General features: G+C 64.1%; 22 protein-coding genes. 21 read left to right on the plus strand and 1 reads right to left on the minus strand.

Translation table 11 applies throughout. The annotated features are described in order from the left end of the window. The first annotated feature begins 428 nt into the window (after nt 1-428). The 20 genes from ACQR1H_RS22265 (at nt 429) to ACQR1H_RS22360 (ending at nt 19,990) form a co-directional block, all read left to right on the plus strand. Nucleotides 429-707: a DNA -binding domain-containing protein gene (locus ACQR1H_RS22265; RefSeq protein ID WP_434899784.1), complete on the plus strand. Its 279-nt coding sequence runs from the start codon at nt 429-431 to the stop codon at nt 705-707. Nucleotides 708-1,361: 654 nt separating this feature from the next. Further along, a complete protein-coding gene (locus ACQR1H_RS22270) occupies nt 1,362-1,664 on the plus strand; it encodes a helix-turn-helix transcriptional regulator (RefSeq protein WP_015664043.1) in 303 nt (100 codons plus the stop codon). Between the two features lie 2 nt (nt 1,665-1,666). Next, nucleotides 1,667-2,548 carry a replication initiator protein A gene (locus tag ACQR1H_RS22275; RefSeq protein WP_434899785.1) on the plus strand — a complete coding sequence of 294 codons (882 nt, stop codon included), beginning with the start codon at nt 1,667-1,669 and terminating at the stop codon, nt 2,546-2,548. Between the two features lie 289 nt (nt 2,549-2,837). Continuing rightward, the gene (locus ACQR1H_RS22280; protein WP_434899786.1) at nt 2,838-3,302 is read left to right on the plus strand and encodes a DUF2840 domain-containing protein; all 465 of its coding nucleotides are present in this window, start codon (nt 2,838-2,840) and stop codon (nt 3,300-3,302) included. Continuing rightward, complete coding sequence (locus tag ACQR1H_RS22285) at nt 3,299-3,811, plus strand: S26 family signal peptidase (RefSeq protein ID WP_434899787.1); 513 nt, start codon at nt 3,299-3,301, stop codon at nt 3,809-3,811. The genes ACQR1H_RS22280 and ACQR1H_RS22285 overlap by 4 nt, the downstream gene beginning before the upstream one ends. Before the next feature lie 463 nt (nt 3,812-4,274). Beyond that, nucleotides 4,275-6,035, plus strand: a complete 1,761-nt coding sequence (locus ACQR1H_RS22290) for a relaxase/mobilization nuclease domain-containing protein (protein WP_434899788.1) — start codon at nt 4,275-4,277, stop codon at nt 6,033-6,035. A 17-nt stretch (nt 6,036-6,052) separates the two neighbouring features. Beyond that, nucleotides 6,053-8,047, plus strand: coding sequence for a conjugal transfer protein TraG (locus ACQR1H_RS22295; RefSeq protein WP_434908228.1), 1,995 nt, complete (start codon nt 6,053-6,055; stop codon nt 8,045-8,047). A gap of 10 nt (nt 8,048-8,057) precedes the next feature. Beyond that, nucleotides 8,058-8,486 (plus strand): CopG family transcriptional regulator, encoded by a 429-nt coding sequence (locus tag ACQR1H_RS22300; RefSeq protein WP_315716450.1) that lies wholly within the window; start codon nt 8,058-8,060, stop codon nt 8,484-8,486. Between the two features lie 161 nt (nt 8,487-8,647). Then, nucleotides 8,648-9,187, plus strand: a complete 540-nt coding sequence (locus ACQR1H_RS22305; protein WP_434899789.1) for a hypothetical protein — start codon at nt 8,648-8,650, stop codon at nt 9,185-9,187. 34 nt (nt 9,188-9,221) lie between these two features. Next, nucleotides 9,222-10,595, plus strand: a complete 1,374-nt coding sequence (locus tag ACQR1H_RS22310; RefSeq protein ID WP_434899790.1) for an MFS transporter — start codon at nt 9,222-9,224, stop codon at nt 10,593-10,595. Between the two features lie 275 nt (nt 10,596-10,870). Continuing rightward, nucleotides 10,871-11,842 carry a P-type conjugative transfer ATPase TrbB gene (gene trbB / locus ACQR1H_RS22315; RefSeq protein WP_434899791.1) on the plus strand — a complete coding sequence of 324 codons (972 nt, stop codon included), beginning with the start codon at nt 10,871-10,873 and terminating at the stop codon, nt 11,840-11,842. After that, nucleotides 11,839-12,165, plus strand: a complete 327-nt coding sequence (locus ACQR1H_RS22320; protein WP_315801451.1) for a TrbC/VirB2 family protein — start codon at nt 11,839-11,841, stop codon at nt 12,163-12,165. Before trbB ends, ACQR1H_RS22320 begins: the two co-directional genes overlap by 4 nt. Next, complete coding sequence (locus ACQR1H_RS22325; RefSeq protein ID WP_315828470.1) at nt 12,165-12,428, plus strand: VirB3 family type IV secretion system protein; 264 nt, start codon at nt 12,165-12,167, stop codon at nt 12,426-12,428. Before ACQR1H_RS22320 ends, ACQR1H_RS22325 begins: the two co-directional genes overlap by 1 nt. A gap of 7 nt (nt 12,429-12,435) precedes the next feature. Continuing rightward, nucleotides 12,436-14,877, plus strand: coding sequence for a conjugal transfer protein TrbE (trbE, locus tag ACQR1H_RS22330; RefSeq protein WP_434899792.1), 2,442 nt, complete (start codon nt 12,436-12,438; stop codon nt 14,875-14,877). After that, complete coding sequence (gene trbJ, locus ACQR1H_RS22335; RefSeq protein ID WP_434908186.1) at nt 14,874-15,602, plus strand: P-type conjugative transfer protein TrbJ; 729 nt, start codon at nt 14,874-14,876, stop codon at nt 15,600-15,602. Before trbE ends, trbJ begins: the two co-directional genes overlap by 4 nt. A 73-nt stretch (nt 15,603-15,675) precedes the next feature. After that, nucleotides 15,676-16,887, plus strand: coding sequence for a P-type conjugative transfer protein TrbL (trbL, locus tag ACQR1H_RS22340; RefSeq protein ID WP_434899794.1), 1,212 nt, complete (start codon nt 15,676-15,678; stop codon nt 16,885-16,887). A 1-nt stretch (nt 16,888) separates the two neighbouring features. Next, nucleotides 16,889-17,572 (plus strand): conjugal transfer protein TrbF, encoded by a 684-nt coding sequence (gene trbF, locus ACQR1H_RS22345; RefSeq protein ID WP_315801446.1) that lies wholly within the window; start codon nt 16,889-16,891, stop codon nt 17,570-17,572. A gap of 32 nt (nt 17,573-17,604) precedes the next feature. Then, the gene (gene trbG / locus ACQR1H_RS22350; RefSeq protein ID WP_315801445.1) at nt 17,605-18,537 is read left to right on the plus strand and encodes a P-type conjugative transfer protein TrbG; all 933 of its coding nucleotides are present in this window, start codon (nt 17,605-17,607) and stop codon (nt 18,535-18,537) included. Next, a complete protein-coding gene (locus tag ACQR1H_RS22355) occupies nt 18,534-19,751 on the plus strand; it encodes a TrbI/VirB10 family protein (protein ID WP_434899795.1) in 1,218 nt (405 codons plus the stop codon). Before trbG ends, ACQR1H_RS22355 begins: the two co-directional genes overlap by 4 nt. 5 nt (nt 19,752-19,756) lie before the next feature. Then, on the plus strand, nt 19,757-19,990 hold the full coding sequence (locus ACQR1H_RS22360) for a DUF2274 domain-containing protein (RefSeq protein WP_434908187.1): 234 nt from the start codon (nt 19,757-19,759) through the stop codon (nt 19,988-19,990). Nucleotides 19,991-20,287: 297 nt separating this feature from the next. Here ACQR1H_RS22360 and ACQR1H_RS22365 read toward each other — a convergent pair whose 3' ends face one another. Then, complete coding sequence (locus ACQR1H_RS22365; protein WP_434899796.1) at nt 20,288-21,004, minus strand: acyl-homoserine-lactone synthase; 717 nt, start codon at nt 21,002-21,004, stop codon at nt 20,288-20,290. A 713-nt stretch (nt 21,005-21,717) separates the two neighbouring features. On the opposite strand from ACQR1H_RS22365, the gene ACQR1H_RS22370 reads away from it, so the two are divergent. After that, nucleotides 21,718-22,524, plus strand: coding sequence for a helix-turn-helix transcriptional regulator (locus tag ACQR1H_RS22370; protein ID WP_315801442.1), 807 nt, complete (start codon nt 21,718-21,720; stop codon nt 22,522-22,524). The last annotated feature ends 299 nt before the right edge of the window (nt 22,525-22,823 follow it).

Consider the following 22,823-nt stretch of genomic DNA (forward strand, 5'->3'; position numbering starts at 1 on the left):
TCTGCCGCTCACGGAACTCGCACTTGGGTTTGCGGTTCTCAGATACCGATCGCCAGTCCTCTGTGGTGTGGGAATTCGACGCGAGCGTCCCGCGCGCTTTGGCACCATCGGCCGTGAGTACTATTCTCGGGATGAAATCTGGACCTGCGTCGGCTACACGAATGCAGGCTACGAGCCAAGCGTGAGCGAGCGCTTGCAGCAAAACGCCTTGAATTAGACGCAAGCGCTTCATGGTGGCGGCAAAGACGCGTCGAATTGTCTTCTCAAACAGCTCCGGCTTTGCCGGCATTTCAACACGGACATCTTTCTCTCATGCGGGAGCGACAGCTGAAGACGTTTGGAAAGCGGTCTCGGGCCCGGATCTCGACGGGGTCCGTGCGGCTTTTTCAGGTCGACAGGTTGTGTTCGCTCCGAACAGGTTCTGACCAATGCCCATTCCGCCGCTCGATCCCACTGTCGCCGACCTCGCGCCGACTGATTCCGTTCTGACAGCCTACGATGAAGAACATGCTGTGACCTATCTCCGCCTTCTGGATGCAGCATCCGAGGGGGCGGACTGGGAGGAGGTTGCCCGCCTCGTCTTGCACATCGATCCGGTCAACGAACCCCAGCGTGCCCGCCGCGCCTTCGATAGCCATCTGGCGCGGGCGAGGTGGATGTCTGAGAAGGGTTATCATCATTTGCTACGCGGATCGGATCAGACGTAGCTCTGAGCTCCTGAGACTACGGCAGTCCCGCTTGGCTTGGAAACGAGCCGCGGTCCGTCGCGAGCATGGATTGAGCGGGCTTGCGAGATCAGGCAACCGAACTCAAGTTGCGGTAGAAGCGATCGAATATGCGGCGCAGCTTTAGCAAGCTTCGAAGCCGCCTTGCGGCATGCGCCGCGATCCACGGTCTTGGCCGTCACTCAGATCGTTCTCCAGGCGACTGAGGGCGTGGACAAGAGATCAGGGCGGAAGCCGCACGCGGAGCGTTCCTGGGCCGCGCCTGAGGCGTCATCTGGCTGCCGCTCGCACTTGATCCTGCCGGTGGTCTGCGAGTTCGCCCAATGGCAGCGGGCGGGCGATCGCTAACAAAGAATTTTCGGAACTGCCCTTGAGCGCGGCATTCAGCATGCCACCGATCGGCCTCCTATGCCCAGCCGCACCAGTCACCGGTGAAAAGACGGCTCGTGGCCGATAGGGGCTGTCACTGAGGCTGTGCCCGCCGCGGCAAAGACGAGTCGCTTCCTTGAGGCGAGGGGGTGCCGAAATCGTGCCCCTCGATCTCCGGCATCCCCCCCGGCTCCCCTGCGCGTCGATCATGTCCGTCGACGCGCCGAACGACCCGTGAGGGCGCGAACCTGTCCCGGAGGATGCTCGATGCCCGATCAGATAGCCGGTCCCCCGCCGCGCTTTCTTCGTACACCCGAAGCTGCGCGTTACCTTGGACTGTCCGGCCGCACCCTGGAAAAGCACCGCACCTACGGCACCGGCCCCTTATATCGCAAGATCGGCGGCCGCGTCGTGTACGCGCTCGACGATCTGAAGGCCTGGGCCGATCGCGGTACCAAGACGTCGACGGCTGATCCTGGCCAGGGCACCGTTCTGCCGGCGAAGCGACATCCAGGTCTCATTCCCTATGCAGGGCAGGAGCGTCGCGCGTCGCGGGCTGGGCGGGCTTGAACGTGCGAGGTTTGCGCAAATCCGAGCGCGATCAGCTCGATCTGTTTCGCGCGCTGCCTGGCGACCTGGCGCCGCGCGATGCGCAGGATCTGATGGCCTATCCGTTCTTCTCACTGGCCAAGAGCAAGCGAGTCGTGCCGATCGACTTCCGCGCGGGGCCTGTCGCCATTCGGGTCGAGGCCGTCGCCGAACATGGCATGGCGACGATCTGGGATGCGGATGTTCTGATCTGGGCGGCGTCACAGATCGTCGAGGCTCGCGACGCCGGACTGAAGACGTCGCGCCTGATGGCCGCCACGCCGTATGAGATCCTGACGTTTGTCGGTCGCGGCACCGGCGTGCGTGACTACGACCGTCTGAAGGCAGGACTCGATCGGCTGCAGTCGACGACCGTGCTCACCTCGATTCGTCAGCCGGCTGAGCGGCGGCGGCACCGCTTCTCCTGGATCAACGAGTGGAAGGAGACGGCGGATGCCCATGGCAGGCCGTCCGGATTGCAGCTGATCCTGCCGGACTGGTTCTATTCGGGCGTCATTGACGATGCGCTCGTGCTGACGATCGATCGGGCTTATTTCGCGCTGACAGGCGGGCTGGAGCGCTGGCTTTATCGGCTCGTGCGCAAGCATGGCGGTCATCAGGATGGCGGTTGGAGCTTCGATCTCGGCTATCTGCATGCCAAGTCCGGCAGCCTCTCGCCGCTGAAGCATTTCGCCTACGACCTTCGCGAAATCGTCCGCCGCCAGCGCCTGCCGGGCTACGAGCTGGTCCTCACCCGCGATCCAAACGGCACCGAACGGCTGAACTTCGCAGCCGCCGTTACTGACCCGGTCGCGAGGCGTTTCGCCAGGCATCGCCCGTCGAGCTCCGCAGGGGACAAGCTGTGAATTGTCTCGTGCTATCGGGGACTGGAGGACGCGTGCCATCGAGGACCGGATCATCGTGCCATCGGGGACCGAAATCGACCCTAAGCCTTTGCTCTGGCGCGTCCTTTCCGCCTTCTAACTTACCTAACTGCAAAATCCTTCGGATTTTGTCTAACGGGCCCGCGCTTTGGGGCGCCGGTGCACGCTGGCTTCTCCTGCTGTCGACAGCGGAGACCGCTCAACACGCCTCCGGGTTCCTCATTCCCGGCCCGCAGAGCCGTCCAGATTTCGTCAACCTCAGAGTTTGCCAATGAGCGAGCTGACGCGTGTCCAATTGCTATGGCTGCAGGGAAAGATCGAAAACCGCATACGCTTCGGTCGAACCGTGCGGGAGCTCCGCCTCGACCAGTATCGCCGGGAGGTCGCGTTCACGCCGGGAAGCATCTTTGCCTTCGTGCGCTGGTCGTCGAACGACTACGGCACGGTTCTGTCGCGGATCAACGTTCTGCAGGCCGTTGGCCCCGGAGAAGCCTGTGCGACCGTGCCCTTCGTCGCTCCGGGAGCAGCGATCCTTTTGCAGGTGTTTGGCTGGCCGAAGGTCGAGCGGGTGCTGAAGCAGATCGACGCGATCGAGGCGCTCGGCATCGATCCGGCGGATGTCGCACCGGATCATTGGTGGCACGTTCAGAACCGCATGGCCGCCGGACAACCGCCGCGTCCCTACACGGATTTGCGCCATCGGGCCTGGCTGCATCGAAGGACGATCATGCCATGACGAAAGGGCTTGCCATTGGCGTCGCGATGCTCGCTGGGGTTTGGCTCGTGACGGAGGTCGGGCGACCAAGGTTGCGTCCGCTGCTCATCTGGAATGTCTCCGGCAGCGTTCCGATCGGCCTCTATCTGGTTCGGCCGGTCCGGCAATGGGTCACCAACGAGATCGTCGTTGTCCTGCCCCACGGCGTGTTGGCCGGATGGCTTGCGGATGAAGGCTACCTGCCCAGGGGCGTACCGATGCTGAAGCGCATTCTTGCTCTTCCAGGCCAGGCCGTTTGTCGTCGCGAGCATGTCATCCTGATCGATGGAGTCGAAGTCGGCATCGCGCAAGAGAGCGACAGACGGGGCCGGCCGCTGCCGGATTGGCGTGGCTGCCGCATCATCGGCGGGGACGAGCTCTTTCTGATGAACAGGCAATCGGATAGTTCGCTGGATGGACGCTATTTCGGTCCGACGGCGACATCGGACGTCATCGGGCGTGCCATTCCCGTGTGGACGAGGCAGCCGTGATGATGCACGCATTCTGCGCACGACCTGCGAACGTCATGCCGACTTTGATGAGCAGCCGCTGCGATCGGAAACGGTCGTCATTGAGGTTGGCACGAGAGGCTTTGAATGACAAAGCCGACCGCAGCGGAGTTCCTCGTGACGTTGTCGTGCGGTGCGATGCGTCGGCCTCGATGATGATTGTCCGTCGCAGTCCTCACGGCCGCCGCTGCTTCGCTGTTGTTTCCGGCACGCCGGCGCGGGGCGTGAAACCAAGAGCCGAGGCGAGGGTCCAAAGTCAGCCGCAAGCTGCCGACGGTCGATCGCAAGATAAAAGCGGCTCGCCTGTTGATCAGCAAGCCATTGACATGGCTCGCGTTCAACCGTGCCGTCCGGTCGGAGCGCGTGTCGCGCTGATGCTCTTTCTCAACAACATCAATGCTGCCTTCGGCACTATAGCCTCAATCCTTGCCGCGGGATGCCGCGCATGAGCACCAGAGAGCGCGAATTCCGCATCCGCCCGGGGCGCATACGCCAGGCGCGTGAGAGGAAGGCCAGGAGCTTCATCAATCGCGTCCTGCGCGCGGCGAACGCCGCGGGGCACGTCACACTGCCCTCGGTGATCGACGGACGCCGGCCGGCCCGCACCCATTCGACCTTCGGCCGCGGCCGTCTCGGCTTCAGTCGCGAGCGCCTCTTTGCCTCGGGCCGCCGCGTCACGGTGAAGGCCCGCATCGCAAGGCACAAGGGCCACGCGTTTCGGTCGGCGCCGCTGGCGATGCATCTGACCTATCTCAGGCGGGAGGGGGTCACCCGCGACGGCGAGCCGGCAAGGATGTTCGATGCGCGAGCTGATCACGCCGACGAGGCCGCCTTTGGGGCGCGGAGCAGCGACGACCGGCATCATTTCCGGTTCATCGTCTCGCCGGAGGATGCAGCCGACATGGTGGACCTCAGAGCGTTCACGCGCGATCTGATGCGACAGATGGAAGCTGATCTGTCGACGCGTCTCGAGTGGATCGCGGTTGATCATTGGAATACGGACCATCCGCACGTTCATCTGCTCGTCCGTGGCGTCGATGAGACCGGTGCTGATCTCGTCATCGCCCGCGACTATATCGCCCGTGGCCTGCGCTCTCGGGCCGAGGAGCTGGTGGCGCTCGAGCTCGGTCCGAAGCCGGAGCATGACATCCGCAACGTCCTCGAACGAGAGATCACGGCAGATCGCTGGACACGGCTCGATCGTGAAATCCGCATGGCGTCCGATGAGGTGGGTGCCATCGATCTCCGTCAGCACGTGGCAGGCCGTCCAGATCCCGAGGTCCACCGCCTGATGCGAGGGCGCCTGCAATATCTCGAGCGCCTGGGACTGGCAGCGGCGGCCGGACCCAACGAGTGGATGGTCGAGCTTGGCGCAGAGCGACAGCTTCGCGAGCTCGGCACGCGTGGTGATATCATCAGGACCATGCATCAGGCGTTCGCTCGCCGTGGTGAGGAGCGGAGCGCTGCGGACTACGTCATCGATGGGATCAACGGTTCATCATCGATCATGGGGCGGTTGGTCGACCGTGGACTCCACGACGAGCTGACCGGCGAAGCCTATGCCGTGATCGATGGCATCGACGGCCGCGCCCACCACGTTCGCTTCCGCGGGCTCGAGGCCTTTGCGCAGGCGCCTCAGCTTGGCGGCATTGTCGAGATCAGGCGCTTTGGCGCTGCGGACGAGGCGCGGCCGACCCTGGTCCTGGCGACGCGCTCGGACCTGGCCCTGGTCGATCAGATCAAGGCCGAGGGAGCGACCTGGCTCGATCATCGGCTGGTCGAGCGTGAACCTGTCTCCCTGGCCCTCGGCGGATTTGGCGCGGAGGTGAGGAGCGCGCTGCGCAGCCGGGCAGAGTATCTCGCGGACCGGGGACTGGCGCAGAGACATGGCCAGCAGATCGTCCCGCAACGCGATCTTCTGAAGACGCTGCGCAGGCAGGAGCTTGAATCCGTGGGCGCGCGGCTGTCGGCGACCAACGGCGCGCCGCAGCTGAAGGTCGACCCCGGCCAACAGATTGCGGGCATCTACCGCCAGCGGCTTGTCCTGGCCTCCGGCCGCTTCGCCATGATCGACAATGGTCTCGGTTTCTACCTCGTCCCGTGGTCGCGCGACATCGATCATCGCCTCGGTCAGAAGGTCACGGGCCTCGGCAAAGCCGGTGGCATCGAATGGCAGCTTGGTCGCAAGCGCGATCTCGGTCTTTAGCAGTCGGGAGACACCACATGCCAGCGACGCGAATCCAATGGACCCAATTGCTCACTGTCTTGCTGATCAACCTGCTCGCGATCTGGGCGGCGACCGAGTGGACGGCCTGGCGACTCGCCTTCCAACCGCGATTGGGGATGCCGTGGTTCATGCTGGCCGGCTGGCCAATCTACTTCCCACCGACGTTCTTCTGGTGGTGGTTCATCTACGATGCCTATGCGCCCTCCATCTTTGCCGAAGGTGCGGCTATCGCGGTCGGTGGCAGCCTCGTGTCCATCGCGGTTGCGATCAGCATGTCGCTCTGGCGATCACGGGAGGCGAAAGCCGCAGCCACCTACGGGTCCGCGCGCTGGGCCGAGCTGGGCGAGGTGCGCAAGGCGGGGCTGCTCGGTGCGGATGGCGTGGTCCTGGGACGCTTGGGAACGCGCTACCTGCGCCATGACGGACCCGAGCATGTGCTCTGCTTTGCGCCGACGCGGTCGGGCAAGGGCGTCGGTCTCGTGGTCCCTTCGCTTCTGACATGGCCGGGCTCGGCCATCGTTCACGACATCAAGGGCGAGAACTGGCAGCTCACGGCGGGATTCCGCGCGCGGCACGGCCGCATATTTCTGTTCGACCCGACCAACCCGAGTGCCTCAGCCTACAATCCGCTGCTCGAGGTCAGGCGAGGGCCCTCCGAGGTGCGTGACGTCCAGAATGTCGCCGACGTGCTGGTGGACCCCGAGGGATCCCTCGACAAGCGCAATCATTGGGAAAAGACCAGCCATTCGCTTCTGGTCGGTGCCATCCTGCACGTTCTCTATGCCGAGCCCGACAAGACCTTGGCCGGCGTTGCCGCGTTCCTCTCCGACCCCCGGCGCACGATCGAGGCGACGTTGATGGCGATGATGGCGACGCATCATCTGGGCGCAGCCGGGCCGCACCCGGTGGTGGCATCGACAGCGCGCGAGCTTCTGAACAAATCCGAGAATGAGCGCTCGGGCGTCCTTTCAACCGCGATGTCATTCCTCGGTCTTTACCGGGATCCGGTGGTGGCTGCTGTCACGGGGAGATGTGATTGGCACATTGCTGATCTGGTTGCAGGGGAGGAGCCCGCGACGCTGTATCTCGTCGTGCCGCCATCCGACATCTCACGTACGAAGCCGCTCATTCGTCTGGTTCTGAACCAGATCGGCCGGCGTCTGACCGAGGATCTCAAGGCAAAGCAGAGCCGTCATCGCGTCCTGATGATGCTGGACGAGTTTCCGGCGTTAGGCCGGCTCGACTTCTTCGAATCCGCTCTCGCCTTCATGGCTGGGTACGGCATCAAGAGCTTCCTGATTGCGCAATCGCTCAATCAGATCGAGAAGGCCTATGGGCAGAACAATGCCATTCTGGACAACTGCCACGTCCGCGTCAGCTTCGCGACCAACGACGAGCGAACCGCCAAGCGCGTCTCGGACGCGCTCGGCACCGCAACCGAAATGCGGGCCGTGAAGAATTATGCCGGGCATCGCCTGGCGCCATGGTTGGGTCACCTCATGGTGTCGCGCCAGGAGACGCCGCGTCCGCTCCTGACGCCGGGCGAGGTGATGCAATTGCCGGCGGCTGATGAGATCGTGATGGTCGCCGGCGCACCACCGATCCGCGCCAGGAAGGTGCGATATTTCGAGGATGAGAGACTGGTCTCGCGCATCCTGCCGCCGCCGGACATCGCCAGGACCAGAGCGTCTGTGGGTGCGGATGACTGGTCATCGCTTGCGCCCCTGACGCCCGTGCTCGCCGGATCCCGGCTGACGGTGCCCACCGAGACAAGGGACGAGCAGGCCAATGGCGGCTTGCGACGCGAGCCGGAGCTGCCGCCGCACGAAGCGATCGCGAGCGAAACCACGAGCGTAGATCCGGCGGACGAGTTTTCTGTCGTGTTCGATGACGATGATGGGACGCCGCAGCTGGTCGGCTTACGCGATGCCAGCACGACGAGGATTGCGCGTCAGGCTGCGCTCGACCCGCGCGATGACATGGGCTTGTGAGGACAGACCAATGCGGGATCGAATGAATGTCTACTTCCCGCCGGAGCTGCTGCGGCAGATCGTAGAGCTCGCCGATCGCAGGAAGCTTTCGCGCTCGGCCATCGTCGAGGCGGCGGTTCAGTCGTTCCTGTCGCCGGATGCGGCTGATCGGCGCGAGGCGGCGCTCACACGCCGGCTCGACAGGCTGTCGCGGCAGATGCAGCGGCTCGAACGTGATGTCGGCATCCTTGCCGAGACGCACGCATTGTTCGTTCGCTTCTGGCTGACCGTGACGCCCCCGCTGCCATCCGAAGCGCAGGCCACAGCGCAGGTCAAGGGACGCGAGCGTTTCGAAGGCTTTGTGGAGGCGCTCGGCCGCCGGCTGCAGAAGGGGCAGAGCTTCCTGCGCGAAATCCCGGAGGATTTCGTCAGACCGCCGTCGAGCGAGCCCGGCTCCTGACGCGGAGGAAGCGTCGATCGGGACCGTTCCAGCGCGCGGGGGGCTGAGCTTGGAATCTACGCCAGAGTTTCTTTTCGCGCGCTGGGCTGCGAACGATCGAATCTTGCGCGTGCCAGGCCAGGGAAGCTGACCTAATCGGCGGACCAGATGAGGTCCGAACGATGAAGAACAAAGTCACTTTCCAGCTCTCCAGCGAAATTCTCGCTCGCCTCGCCGGCGCGGCCGAGGAAAGATGCGTGAACCGCGCGATCGTCGTGGAAAAGGCGCTCGAACGCTTTCTGGCCCAGCCGCTGGACGGACCGATGCCGGCGCAAGATCGCCTGCAGGGCCTGGAACAGCAGCTGCAGACGATTCAGCGCGACATTGCGGCCCTCAATGAGACGGTCGCCCTTCATGCACGATACCATCTGGCGTTGACGTCGCTGGCGGATCAGGAGAGCACGGCCGCAGCAAGGGGCGGCGATCGTGATTTCGACCAGGCGATGCGGATTGGCGCGATCCAACAGCTGCAGCGTGACTTGTCGGAAAGGCAGCGACAGACGCGACCCGACGGCGCTGCGCGAGCCAGTCAGGTGAGCCAGCCATCTCCGGCTCAACTTCGCCGTGCCGAGCCTCCAATCGCCGAGGTGTCTTGGGGCGTGCCTGCCGCCGGGGAGGGCGGCGAGGATCCCTTTCGCCTCCCGGCTCAATCAAGCCGTTGAGCGATCCCGCGAGCACGCAGATCACGGCAGTTCGTTGTCGGCCTATGCGTTCGGCCGAAAGGGCACCCAAGCCGGAGACCAAGGCCATCCCGAGATCGCAGGCTGGCGGCTCGCCGCCCTGGTGTTTGTGCCCTTCGCAATGGGCTATTTCCTGTCCTATCTGTTTCGCACCATCAATGGACTCGTCTCTGCCAGTCTTGCCTCAGAGCTCGGGTTGAACGCGGCCGATCTTGGTCTGATCACGGCGGCCTACTTCCTGGTCCTTGCGGCTGCCCAGATCCCGGTCGGCATGATGCTCGACCGCTATGGCCCGCGCCGGGTTCAGAGCGCGCTTCTTGTCGTCGCGGCCTTTGGCGCGGAGGCCTTCGCAAGGTCGTCGGGGCCGCTCTCGCTGCTCCTCTCACGCGCTCTGATCGGGCTCGGGGTCGCTGCGGCTCTGACGGCGGGCCTGAAGGCCATTGTTCTGTGGTTTCCGCGCGAGCGGGTGGCATTGGTCAATGGGTACATGGTCATGCTCGGGGCGCTTGGCGCTGTCAGCGCGACGCTGCCCGCCGAAGCGATCCTGGTGAAGACCGGATGGCGCGGCCTGTTTGACATTCTGGCGATCGCGACAGCTGCAGCGGCGATCCTGATCTATTGCCTGGTGCCGGAGCGCGAAACGCAGGGCTCGTCCGCGTCGGAAGCAGGTGGCTTGCGGAGCATTCTTCGCGACCTCCGGTTCTGGAGGGTCGCGCCGCTATCCGGTGCCTGCATCGGATCGGCGTGGTCGCTCCAGGGCTTATGGGCATCGGCGTGGCTGGCCGACGTGGAGGGCATGACCCGCGCCCAAGTCGTGACAGCGCTGTGTCTGACCGCCCTGATGCTCAGCGTCGGTGCGTGGATGCTCGGTGCGCTGGCCAACTGGACACGACGCAGGGGAGTAGGTCCAGAGCATTTGCTGGCTTTGATCGCAGTGCTCTCCATGGCGGCGCAGCTGGCCCTGGTATGGCGGCTGCCATTGCCGGCGATCGCGCCATGGCTGATCATCGCGATCGTCGGCGCCGCCACCGTGCTCAGCTTTGCGATCATCTCGGACTATTACCCAAAGGAATTGGCTGGCCGCGCCAACGGGGCCTTGAACGTGGTGCATTTCGGGTGGGGGTTTCTGGCCCAGTACGGGATCGGTGTCTTGCTGGCCCAATGGCCGCAATCCAATGGGCACTATCCTGTCGTCGCCTATCAGGTTGCCTTCGGAGTGAACCTCGCGCTGCAGGCAGCAGCGCTGATTTGGTTTGCCGCTCCACGAGAGCAGAGGCCGCGATCATCGGAGGCGAGCAGCGGGACCGAATTTGTCATGGCCGACCTCGCCGCGACCTCAAGCGATCGCCCGGCTCTCTCCCGCGAGCCGCCAAGCCATGCCAGATGGTGAGCCGACGCCGCGGCGCCGGTGGCGACCTCCGCCTTCGCTAGAGCAGAGTTCGCCGTCGCTCTCGGCAGCGAGGGGGCGGTGCTGCGGGCCCACGACCCGCGCTCTGAAAGCTGCTGCCCCGCCTTGGTGATCTGCTTGTCCCGCCCGAAAGAGCCCTCCTGTCTCTACGCTTTCCTGCGCCAGGCTACACCCGAAGCTCCGTTGGTCTTGCTGCTGCAGGAGGTCTGCATCTTTGATCATCACAAGCGTTGCTGACCGCGCTTCAATGATCGGAGATGAGAGTGACCGGCTTCGTCCAGACACAGCGCATCACGCGTGGCGCCCGCATGCTGCGGACGGCATTGGGGCCTGCCATCGCGCGTCATCTCGACGATCGATCCGTCGTGGAGATCATGCTCAATCCGGATGGCCGGCTCTGGGTCGATCGGCTCGCGTCTGGCTTGGCCGATACCGGTGAGAGCCTCGCTGCCGGTGATGGCGAGCGCGTCGTCCGGCTGGTCGCGCACCACGTCGGGCTCGAGGTCCACGCGGGCTCTCCGCGCGTGTCGGCGGAGCTGCCGACGACGGGCGAACGTTTCGAAGGCCTGCTGCCGCCGCTCGTTGCAGGCCCGACATTCGCCATCCGCAAGCCGGCCATCGCCGTCTTCACGCTCGACGACTACGTGGCTTGCGGGATTGCGACCGCTGAACAGGCCGGCGTGTTGCGGCGGGCTGTTGCCAACCGCTGCAACATTCTGGTGGCCGGCGGCACCTCGACCGGCAAGACCACGCTGGTCAATGCCTTGCTGGCTGAAGTGGCGATGACCGGCGATCGCATCGTACTGATCGAGGATACGCTCGAGCTGCAATGCTCGGCGCCCAACCTCGTGACGCTTCGAACCAAGCAGGGTGTCGCGTCGCTTTCGGATCTGGTGCGCGCCGCGCTTCGGCTGCGCCCAGATCGCATTCCGATCGGCGAGGTCCGCGGGCCCGAGGCGCTCGATCTCGTCAAGGCCTGGGGCACCGGCCATCCCGGCGGCATCGGCACCATTCATGCCGGGTCCGCGCTCGGCACCCTCCGGCGGCTGGAGCAGCTGATTCAGGAGGCCGTCGTGAGCGTCCCACGTGCTCTGATTGCCGAGACGATCAACGTGATCGCCGTTCTCGCCGGGCGCGGCTCGCAGCGGCGGCTCGGCGAGCTCGTGCGTGTCGAGGGGCTCTCACCTTGCGGAGACTACATCCTCGTTCCTTTGGGAAATCAGCGATGAAGGCGCGACTGTCCTGCTGGTCCGTCGCCACGATTGCGATTGCTGCAGCCGCAGTGCTCGTGGCGGTGGCGCCGGCGCATGCGGCGGGCTCGAACATGCCTTGGGAGCAGCCGCTCAACAAGATCCTGCTTTCGGTCGAGGGACCGGTCGCCAAGATCATCGCCGTGATCATCATCATCACGACGGGTCTGTCACTGGGGTTTGGCGAAACCTCCGGTGGCTTCCGGCGGCTCATCCAGATCGTCTTCGGTCTCTCCATCGCCTTTGCCGCCTCGAGCTTCTTCCTGTCGTTCTTCTCCTTCGGCGGCGGCGTGGTGTTCTGATGGATGGCGAGATCAAGGGCTTCAGCGCGCCTGTGCATCGCTCGCTGACCGAGCCCATTCTGCTCGGGGGCGCGCCGCGATCGGTCGCGATTGTGAACGGCACCGTGTCGGCGGCGCTCGGCCTCGGTTTGCGGCTCTGGCTCTTCGGCCTGCTGCTCTGGTTCGTCTGCCACATGGTCGCGGTCTGGGCGACACGGCGCGATCCGTCCTTTGTCGAGGTCGTGCGCCGCCACCTGCGGATTCCCAATCATCTCAGCCAGTGAGGCTCTCATGTTCAATTTGGCCGAATACCGCCGCACCAATATCCGGCTTGCAGACTTCCTGCCCTGGGCGGCGCTGGTGGACGAGGGCGTCGTTCTCAACAAGGACGGCTCGCTGCAACGGACGGCGCGTTTTCGCGGGCCTGACCTGGAGAGCTCGGTCGCATCCGAGCTCACGGCAGTCGCCTTCCGTCTCAACAACGCTTTGCGGCGCCTGGGGTCGGGCTGGGCGATCTTCGTCGAGGCGCAGCGGCATTCGGCCGGAGCCTACCCAACTTGCGTGTTTCCGGATGCCGCGTCCGCCCTGGTCGATGCCGAGAGAAAGGCACAGTTCGAGGAGCAGGCGGCGCACTACGAGTCGAGCTATTATTTGACGTTTCTGTACCTGCCGCCGCGAGAAGACGTCGCCCGCTCCGAACGAGTGCTCTATGAAGGCGCGCCGCAGCCGGAGGGCTCGCGCGGCCGCGACATCCTGCGCAGCTTTGTCGATCGCACCGACCGCATTCTGCAGCTCGTCGGCGGCTTCATGCCGGAATGCGGCTGGCTCGGCGACGACGCCGTGCTGAGCTATCTGCACTCGACCGTCTCGACCAAGCGCCAGCGGGTCCGCGTCCCTGAAATCCCCATGCATCTGGATGGGCTGCTCGCCGACCAACCGCTGACCTGCGGCCTCGCGCCGATGTTGGGGGCGGTCAATCTCCGCGTGCTCACCATCATCGGCTTTCCCTCTGCGACGACGCCAGGAGTGCTGGACGAATTGAACGGGCTTGCGTTCGCCTACCGCTGGTCGACCCGCGCCATCATGCTCGACAAGCAGGATGCCGTGAAGCTCGTGACACGGATCCGCCGGCAGTGGTTTGCCAAGCGCAAATCTCTGGCGGCGATCCTCAAGGAGGTCGTGACCAACGAGGCGGCAAGCCTTGTTGACAGCGACGCCCACAACAAGACCGCTGACGCCGATGCGGCGCTGCAGGATCTCGGCTCCGATGAGATCAGCCAGGCCTATGTCACCGCGACTGTGACGGTGTGGGATCCTGATCCGGCGAGAGCTGACGAGAAGCTGCGCCTGGTGGAGAAGGTGATCCAGGGGCGCGATTTCACCTGCATGACGGAGACTGTGAATGCGGTTGAGGCCTGGCTCGGCAGCCTTCCGGGGCACGTCTATGCCAATGTGCGCCAGCCGCCGCTGTCGACGCTGAACCTTGCGCATCTCGTCCCGCTCTCGGCGGTCTGGGCAGGCGAGGTGCGTGACCATCATCTGAGGGCGCCTGCGCTGCTGTTCGGCCGCACCGAGGGCGCGACGCCATTCCGGTTCTCGCTCCATGTCGGCGATGTCGGCCACACGCTGGTGGTCGGACCGACCGGAGCCGGCAAATCGGTGCTGCTGGCGCTGATGGCGCTGCAGTTCCGCCGCTATCCGAATGCGCAGATCCTTGCGTTCGATTTCGGCGGCTCCCTGCGGGCCGCCGCGCTTGCCATGGAAGGTGACTGGCATGATCTCGGTGGAGCGCTGTCGGCCGATAGCGAGACCTCGATCGCGCTGCAGCCGCTGGCAGGCATCGGTGATGTGATGGAGCGCGCTTGGGCGGCGGATTGGATCGCTGGCCTGCTGGCTCGCGAGAAGATCGTGGTGACGCCGGACGCCAAGGAGCATCTCTGGTCGGCGCTGACCTCGCTGGCTTCCGCGCCAGCTTCTGAGCGGACTCTGACCGGCCTGTCGGTGTTGCTGCAGTCGAACAGCTTGAAACGGGCCCTCAAGCCGTATTGCCTCGATGGCGCTCACGGACGACTGCTGGATGCCGATCATGAGCTCGTCGGCGATCGGGCGGTGCAGGTGTTTGAGACCGAAGGGTTGATCGGGACCGCTGCAGCTCCGGCTGTCCTCGCTTATCTGTTCCACAAGATCGCCCGGCAGCTCGACGGCCGCCCGACACTTCTGATCGTCGATGAAGGATGGCTGGCGCTGGACGACGCCGACTTCGCGGGCCAGCTCAGGGAGTGGCTGAAGACCCTGCGCAAGAAGAACGCCTCCGTCGTTTTCGCGACCCAGTCGCTATCCGACATCGACGGCTCGCCGATCGCACCCGCCATCATCGAGAGCTGCCCGAGCCGCATCCTGCTGCCGAACGAGCGGGCGCTCGAGCCACAGATCATGGGCATCTATCGTCGCTTCGGTCTCAATGATCGTCAGATCGAGCTCGTCAGCCGTGCGGCCCCCAAGCGCGACTATTACTGCCAGTCGCGCCGCGGCAACCGCATGTTCGAGCTCGGTCTCGGCGAGGTCGCGCTCGCCTTTGCCGCGGCGTCGTCCAAAGCCGATCAGGCCGCGATCTCGGACGTTCTGAAGTCCGCCGGCAGGGACGGCTTTGCGGCAGCGTGGTTGCGGCACCTCAAGCTTGGCTGGGCAGCCGACCTCATCCCCGGCCTGGACAATCTGGAAACGCGGCAATGATCTCTGGCAAGCGATGGGCCGCGGCGTTGGCGCTGCTGGTTCTGACCTCGGCGGGTCCGGTGCGGGCCCAGCTCGTCGTCTTCGACCCCAACAATTATGCTCAGAACGTGGTGACCGCAGCGCGCGAGCTGCAGCAGATCAACAATCAGATCCTGGCCCTGCAGAACCAGGCCGAGATGCTGATCAATCAGTCGCGCAACCTCGTCAGCCAGCCGTATTCGTCATTGACGCAGCTGCAGCAATCCATCGAGCGGACCCGGGAACTGCTCAAGCAGGCTCAGCGCCTGGCCTACGACGTGCAGCAGATCGAGCAGGCGTTCAAGACGATCTACGCGCCGGCAGCCGCCGGCGCCAGCGCCGCTGACCTCGCAGACAATGCGCGCTCACGCTGGCAGACGTCCGTAGCCGCTCTGCAGGATGCGCTCAAGCTTCAGGCAGGCGTGGTCGGCAATCTCGACACCATCAAGAGCCAGTCCGCCGCGCTGGTTGCCGCGAGCCAAGGAGCCGCCGGCGCCTTGGCTGTCAGGCAAGCCGGCAACCAGATCCTGGCGATGCAGGCGCAACAGCTTGCGGATCTGACGGCGGTCGTGGCCGCCCAGGGACGGGCCCAGAGCCTCACCATGGCGGAGGGCGCGGCGGCAAAGGATCAGGCACGCGAACAGCTTCGCCGCTTCCTGACGCAGGGTCAGGGCGACCAGCCCTCCAACGTACGAATGTTTCACTGATGATGAAGAGAGTTCTGGACAAAACCTGCGGATTCGCTGCTGCCGCGCGGCAGCTCATCGCTGAGATGGCCCGATGACAGGAACGGGGATCATCGATCAGTTCCTGGAGACCTTTACCCGGACCATCGACAGCGGCTTTGGTCTGGTGGGCGGTGAGGTCGGATATCTCGCAACCACGCTCGTCGCCATCGATGTCACGCTGGCTGCGCTGTTCTGGGCTTTCGGCGGCGAGGACGATGTCATCGCCCGGCTGGTGAAGAAGACCTTGTTTGTCGGCGTGTTCGCCTACCTGATCGGCAATTGGAACAGCCTCGCCCGCGTCGTCTTCGAGAGCTTCGCAGCACTTGGCCTGAAGGCGGCTGGCTCGGCGCTGTCGGCAGCGGACTTCCTGCGCCCGGGCAGGATCGCGCAAGTCGGTCTCGACACCGGGCGGCCACTGCTCCAGGCGATCTCGGGCCTCCTCGGCTATGTGAGCTTCTTCGAAAACTTCCTGCAGATTGCGATCCTGCTGTTTGCGTGGGTGGTCGTGCTGCTCGCCTTCTTCATTCTGGCCATTCAGCTCTTCGTCACCCTGATCGAGTTCAAGCTCACGGCGCTTGCTGGATTTGTGCTCATCCCGTTCGGTCTGTTCGGCAAGACCGCCTTCGCGGCCGAACGTGTGCTCGGCAATGTCATCTCCTCCGGTGTGAAGGTCTTGCTGCTCGCCCTGATCTCAGGAGCCGGCTCATCGCTGTTCGGGCAGTTGACCCAGGTGACGGCTGCCGATCCTCCAACGGTGGAGAGCGCCATGACCCTGGTCCTGGCGTCCCTGTCGCTGCTCGGCCTTGGATTGTTCGGGCCCGGGATCGCCAATGGTCTTGTCAGTGGCGGACCGCAGCTTGGAGCAGGGAGCGCGGTCGGAGCGTCGCTTGCAGCGGGCGGTCTCGTCGTTGCCGGCGCCGGCATGGCCGCTGGTGCAGCGGGGCTCGCAGGCGGCGCGATCTCTGGTGCGAGCCGTGCAGTCGCGCCGCTTGGCGCTGTGGCGTCCGGCGGAGGGCGCGTCGGTGGCGCTGCCGTCGAGGCCGCAGGAGCGAACGCGAGTCCCCTGCGTCCAAAGGCGAATGCCGAGGCCGGCGGCTCGGATCAGCCGGGTCAGGCCGACGGCCCTGGCTCTCCAATGTGGGCGCGGCGCATGAAGGCTGCGCGCGCCGTCCATCAGGGCGCATCTACAACGGCACAGGCCGTTCGCCATGCCGAGCACGGCGGGCAGGGAAGCGCGGTCGATCTCTCCGAGGGGAAATCCTGACATGTTCAAGCGATCATCTGTTCATTACGGCCGTACGCCCGAGCCGGTGACGCCCTATCAGAAGGCAGCACAGGTCTGGGATGAGCGCATCGGCTCTGCGCGCGTGCAGGCCAAGAACTGGCGGCTGATGGCGTTCGGCTGCCTCACACTCGCCGCAGGCCTCGCGTCCGCCCTGATCTGGCAGTCGGCCCGCGGTACGGTGACGCCCTGGGTGGTCGAGGTTGGCCATCTCGGCGAGGTCCAGCGGGTGGCGCCTGCGGTGGCTGACTACATGCCAACCGATCCGCAGGTCGCCTTCCATCTTGCCCGGTTCATCGAGGACGTGAGAGGTCTGCCAGCCGATGGCATCGTACTGCGCCAGAATTGGCTGCGCGCCTACGACTTCACGACCGATCGCGGCGCGGCTGCCCTGAATGACTATGCCCGCTCCAACGATCCTTTTAGCAAGCTCGGGAAGATCCAGGTCTCGGTCGAGGTCTCCAGTGTGATCCGCGCCTCGCCGGACAGCTTCCGGATCGCCTGGGTCGAGCGTCGCTACGAGAACGGCGCCTCGGTTGCGACCGAACGCTGGAGCGCGATCCTCACCCTCGTGCTCGCCATGCCGGACGATGCCGACCGCCTGCGCAAGAACCCGCTCGGCGTCTACGTCCAAGCCATCAACTGGTCGAAGGAGCTGTCGCAATGAGCAAGCCAATGGTCCGGAGGGCTGGAGGGCCAATGATGGCGGGGGCCGCCGTTCTGGTTCTGCTCTGCAGCTGCACAACGACCAATCTGCCGAAGATCACCTATGACAGCGAAGCACCACCCTTGCCGGCGCCGCCAGCCGCGCTGGATGGAAAGGTTCAGCCGCTTCATCTTCCGCCGCCCTGGAAAGTGTCCCTTGGTGGCAAGGCGGGAGCCCAGGAAGAAGCGGAGCCGCTCGACCGCGTCGAGATGGCCAATAGCGCGGCGCGGGTCGAACCGCGCAAGAAGGGCTACTTCAACGCGACGCAGATCTATGCCTACAGTCCCGGCGCGCTCTATCAGGTCTATGCGGCGCCCGGGCAGATCACCGACATCATGCTCGAGGAAGGTGAACAGCTCACAGGGTCGGGACCCGTGTCCGCCGGCGACACCGTGCGCTGGGTCGTCGGCGATACCGAGAGCGGTGCGGGCGAACGCCGCCGCGTTCACATCCTGGTCAAGCCGACGCGTGCCGCGATCGAAACCAATCTCATCGTCAACACCGACCGGCGGACCTATCTGCTCGAGCTGCGCGCTCGTGACAAGCCGTATATGCCCGCCGTGGCCTGGTACTATCCCCAGAATGCCGAGACGAGAGCGCGCCAGCTCGTCTTGAGGCCGGAGCTGCCCAATCCGGCGCTGCGACGCTTCCGCTATCGCATCGAGGGGGATGATCCGCCATGGAGGCCGGTCAACGCCTATGACGACGGTCGCAAGGTCTATATCGAGTTTGCCCCTGGCATCGTGCAGGGTGAATTGCCGCCCTTGTTCGTCATCGGGAGCGATGGTGCGCCCGAGATCGTCAACTACCGTGCCTTCCGCAACATCATGATCGTCGATCGGCTGTTTGCCGCAGCCGAGTTGCGCCTCGGCGGCGAGGAGCAGCGCAAGGTCAGGATCGTCAGAACCGATGGAGCCTCAGGGTGAAAAACGAGGAGGATGAGGCTTCTGCGTCTCAGGCTCCGTCTGCAGCCGAGAAGGCTGAGCGGCGCACGAAAAGAATGCACCTGAACGGAGATCTTCCCCCCGTCACGCGGCTGTCGCGCAATGTCCTGGCCGGCGGCAGCGCAGTGGCGCTCCTGTTGATGGGAGGCGCCGTCGTCTGGACATTGCAGACCAACAGGCCGAGCAAATCGGGCCCATCCGAGCTCTACAGCACCGATCATCACGACGTCGCGGACGGGGTTTCGGCCCTGCCGCGTGACTACGCCAGTCTTCCCAAGAATCTCCCGACAAACGTCCCAGTGATCGGACCGCCGCTGCCCGGGGATCTCGGCAAGGCGATTGTCGCTGCGCAGGGCCAGGCACTTGCGGTCACCCCCGATCAGGAGCAGCTCCGCCATGAGCAGGAGCGGGACGCCGCTCGCTTGAGCCGCCTGTTCGCGACAGTCAATGTTCGTGGCACCGAGGCCGCGGCGAGCGGGCCTCAGACCAGCCAACGCGGGGGCGCGATGTCCAGTCCCGACGACGCGTTCACCCAGAATGGCCAGGACCGCAAGCTCGCCTTCGTCAATGCCGCGGTCGATCGCCGGACCACGAGTCCCGACCGTGTCAGCCGGCCGGCCTCCCCCTATGTGGTTCTGGCCGGGACCGTCATTGCGGGGGCTCTGATCACGGGCATTCGCTCCGATCTGCCGGGACAGATCACCGCTCAGGTCACGGAGAACGTCTTCGATTCCCCGTCAGGCCGCTTCCTGCTTGTCCCGCAGGGAGCACGGCTGATCGGGATATACGATAGCCAGGTGACGGCCGGGCAATCGCGCGTGCTCCTGGTCTGGACCAGGCTGATCATGCCCAATGGCCGGTCGATCGTCCTGGAACGGCAGCAGGGCGCCGACGCTGCCGGTTATTCGGGTCTCTCGGACGAGGTCGATAACCACTTCAGGCAGCTGGTTGGCGCAGCGCTGCTCTCGACGCTGCTCTCGATGGGCAGCGAGGTCAATGCGGGCGCCAATCAAAATACGAACAATGCCGCGATCATCCAGGCGCTCCGCCAGGGCTTCGGCAGCTCCATGAGCCGCACAGGTCAGCAGCTGGTTGCTCAGCAGATGAACGTCCAGCCGACTCTGACAGTGAGGCCGGGCTTTCCGGTCCGCGTGATCGTCAATCGTGATCTCGTGCTCGAGCCGTATCAGGGGTAGCAGTCATGGCGAAGCTGAAGATCTCGGAACTTCCCGATGAGAAGCCGGTCAAGATCACGGTCGAACTGTCAGCGAACGTGTTTCGCGATCTGCAGGCCTACGCCGAAGCTGTCGGCCGCCATTCGGACCAGCCGGCCAATGATCTTGGTCGCCTGGCCTCGGCCATGGTGGCACGTTTCATGGCGACTGATCGGGCGTTTGCCAAGTCGAAGCGAGCACTCGCCATCAAGGCCAGATAGACCCGGAGCCGCGCATCGCGTCGGCTTGCTCCGCAATGCATACAAACCAGGACCGCCTGGCGCTCAAAGTTGATACATTCGGCGTTCATGAAGCAGGAAGCTTGTGAGCGCCAAATCCAGCGTGGCGGGCTTTCTTGAGCGAAGGAGCCGACGCGTTGATCGCCACCGATTGCGGTGATGCCGCATCTTCTTCAGAGACCGTCAATCGCGCTTAGGCCCAAAGCCTGATGCAAGCGCTGATCGGCCCTCGCTGGCGGGCCCTACGGCGGCAAGATGGTCGAAGGTTCGGGATCGCGCTCATCCAGCCTCCACGAGCCCTTCCAACTCCGGGCTGCAGGCCAGTCCTTTGGTCTCCGATGGAGCATCCTCTGCCAAGCGCGGGGACAGTGCTGATGCGGCAGGTCCAGGAGAAGGGCTCTCATGCAGCGCCTTCGGAAGGCCGGTATGCTGGCGAACCAATTCCAGCACGGCTGATGATACCCCGATATAGGCTGCCCCAATGTCATGCCCCGGAAACGGCAGCTTCGCTCCCAGTGGCCTCACCGGGCAGCCATGGGCAGCGATGACATTCTTGAAGATCCAGCTGGGCATGACGCCAAGATAGGACGAGATGCCGTTGGCGAGGCCGAATTCCTGACAGGCCTGTATGAGCTGCCCGATCACTCGGCGCCGTCCGCCGGCGCTCAGCGCACGATCGCAGCCGAATCGCGATGCTTCCCAGATTTCGTCCGAATGCGGCAGCAAGCCTTCAACCAGGTTGGGCCACAAGGACTTGACCATGTAGGGGCGTGTGGTCGGAATCAGCCGTGCAGTTCCAAGCGCCTGATCTTGCTCGTCCACGACCAGGATGTAGGTGGCTGCCGGTGTGTCGAACTCATCATATTCCATGCCCTGATAATGAGGCACGGACCAGCCCTGGCGCTCGACGAACATCCGGTACCGCAACCGATGATGCGAAATCCAGGCTTCGCCATATCGATGGACGGTTTCCCACCTGATCAAAAGGGTACGCATGAGCATCTTCCAATGTGCCACGTGACGGGAAGATGCAGACTAATCGGCACAGCGCCAGCGAGGCAGCTACCCAGTCGAGTAGTTCATGCGTCTATGGAGCGGCTGCGGTCCTACCGGCTGCTCAGAGGAAGACAACTGTCAGACATCGCCCCAATATCACCTACAATCGGACGCAATTCTGGGTTGTATTGGGGTGTAGTTCTTGGCTTTTGCAAGGCTCGTCCAGGCCCGTTTGAACGGGTTCAGTGTGGGATGGCCGCGAGGCCTGACTTGCGCGTGCTGCGTGCCGGGAAGAATGTCCCTAGTGCGCATGATCCGATCGAAACTTAAGCCGGCAATCTCATGCATGCTGACACACGTGCCGAGGAGCGCTTATCAAACAGGCACTTTGCTGCGCGATCTGGTTGCCTGAGTCGGCAAGACCGTCAGGGCCGCCGCTTCCGGAGGAGGGCGATGTTGATGACATCGCGACTTCTGAAAAGATCAATCGAATATGATCGTCAATTGCACGGCGAAGCGTATCATGGTACGGTCTACCTCAGGTTGGGTCGGGGTTTGGACAATCGAGCGCCTGCTTCTCGCCTTGATAGAGGCAGACGAGGGGGCCGAGGGGGCAAGGACGGACCGTCGGCAATCGGGACATTCAGACGGATTCGTTTTCACGATTACATCTGGGCCGAAGTTTGCGCAGCTTTGTCTGCCGTGAGGTAGCAATGGACCTCTTCAGCTTCATCGATTGTGCAAACCGCACGCAGTCGCTGTCCGACCTCTTCGATCTTCTCGTCGGTTCTGCAGCCGATGAGGGGTTTGGCCAAGTGGCTTATGGCGCCCTGAACTATGAAGAGACGGTACGGCTGCCAGAGCATCCTATGCCGGCCGTCGCTCTCAACTTTCCGCTCGATTGGCGAGAGCACTATTTCGAGCGCAAGTATCACGAGATCGATCCGGTCGTCAGGCGAACCCCGTTTCATAGCAGTCCATTCATGTGGGATCAGCTGCTCGAGCAGAAGCAGCTGCAGGACGGTGAGCGGTTGGTCCTTCGTGAGAGCCGCGAAGCCGGTCTCAAGCACGGGGTGAGCGTGCCGCTGTTTGGGCCGTCGGGGCGCATCTCCGTTCTATCCTTTGCATCCAGCTTCGACGATGCCGAGCCGATCCGGCACATGAAGCATCTTCACGCCTTGGCGTGTCAGTTCCATGTTGCTTTTGGCGAGCTTGCCCAGCCAGCGATGGGTAAGAAGGCGATTGGGCTCTCGCAGCGCGAACGCGAATGCCTGAAGTGGACCGCAGAGGGCAAATCCTCCTGGGATATCGGAATCATCCTCAAGATCAGCGAAAACACGATCAATTTTCACCTCAAGAAGGCGATGAGAAAGCTTGGCACGAACAGCCGGACGGTCGCCGTCGTGAGGGCAATAAGGCTTGGTCTCATTGAGATCCCTGGATTATCCGGCTCATCCGTGTCGGCGTGGACCGATACGCCACCGACTGAAGCCGACGCCGCCCAACCGTTGCCGCTTTGACACTCACGAAGAAGCGCCGGTCCTGCGCGGCGCGCAATTGGCGAGACGGCGCGATGGTCGCGCGCAATCGCTAGCTTTGAGATCGATCGCTTCCGTAAGCCAACCACGGCGCGTTCTCCGCCGATGCGCGCGGCGGTGTGGCGGCACTCGGTTCCGCGTGCCGCCTGTGACGGAGCTATGCTCATGCTCTCGTGCGGGGCCGTTCCGGATGGAGGCGGCGCGCTCCGGGTAGACGATTCGCCGGGTCTGCAGTCACTGCCGCCGCCTGGATCCTGGTACTCGAAATTTCCTGCCGCGGT

Origin of the sequence: Bradyrhizobium sp. HKCCYLRH2015, from assembly GCF_051168215.1 — a bacterium.
Classification (GTDB): Bacteria; Pseudomonadota; Alphaproteobacteria; order Rhizobiales; family Xanthobacteraceae; genus Bradyrhizobium.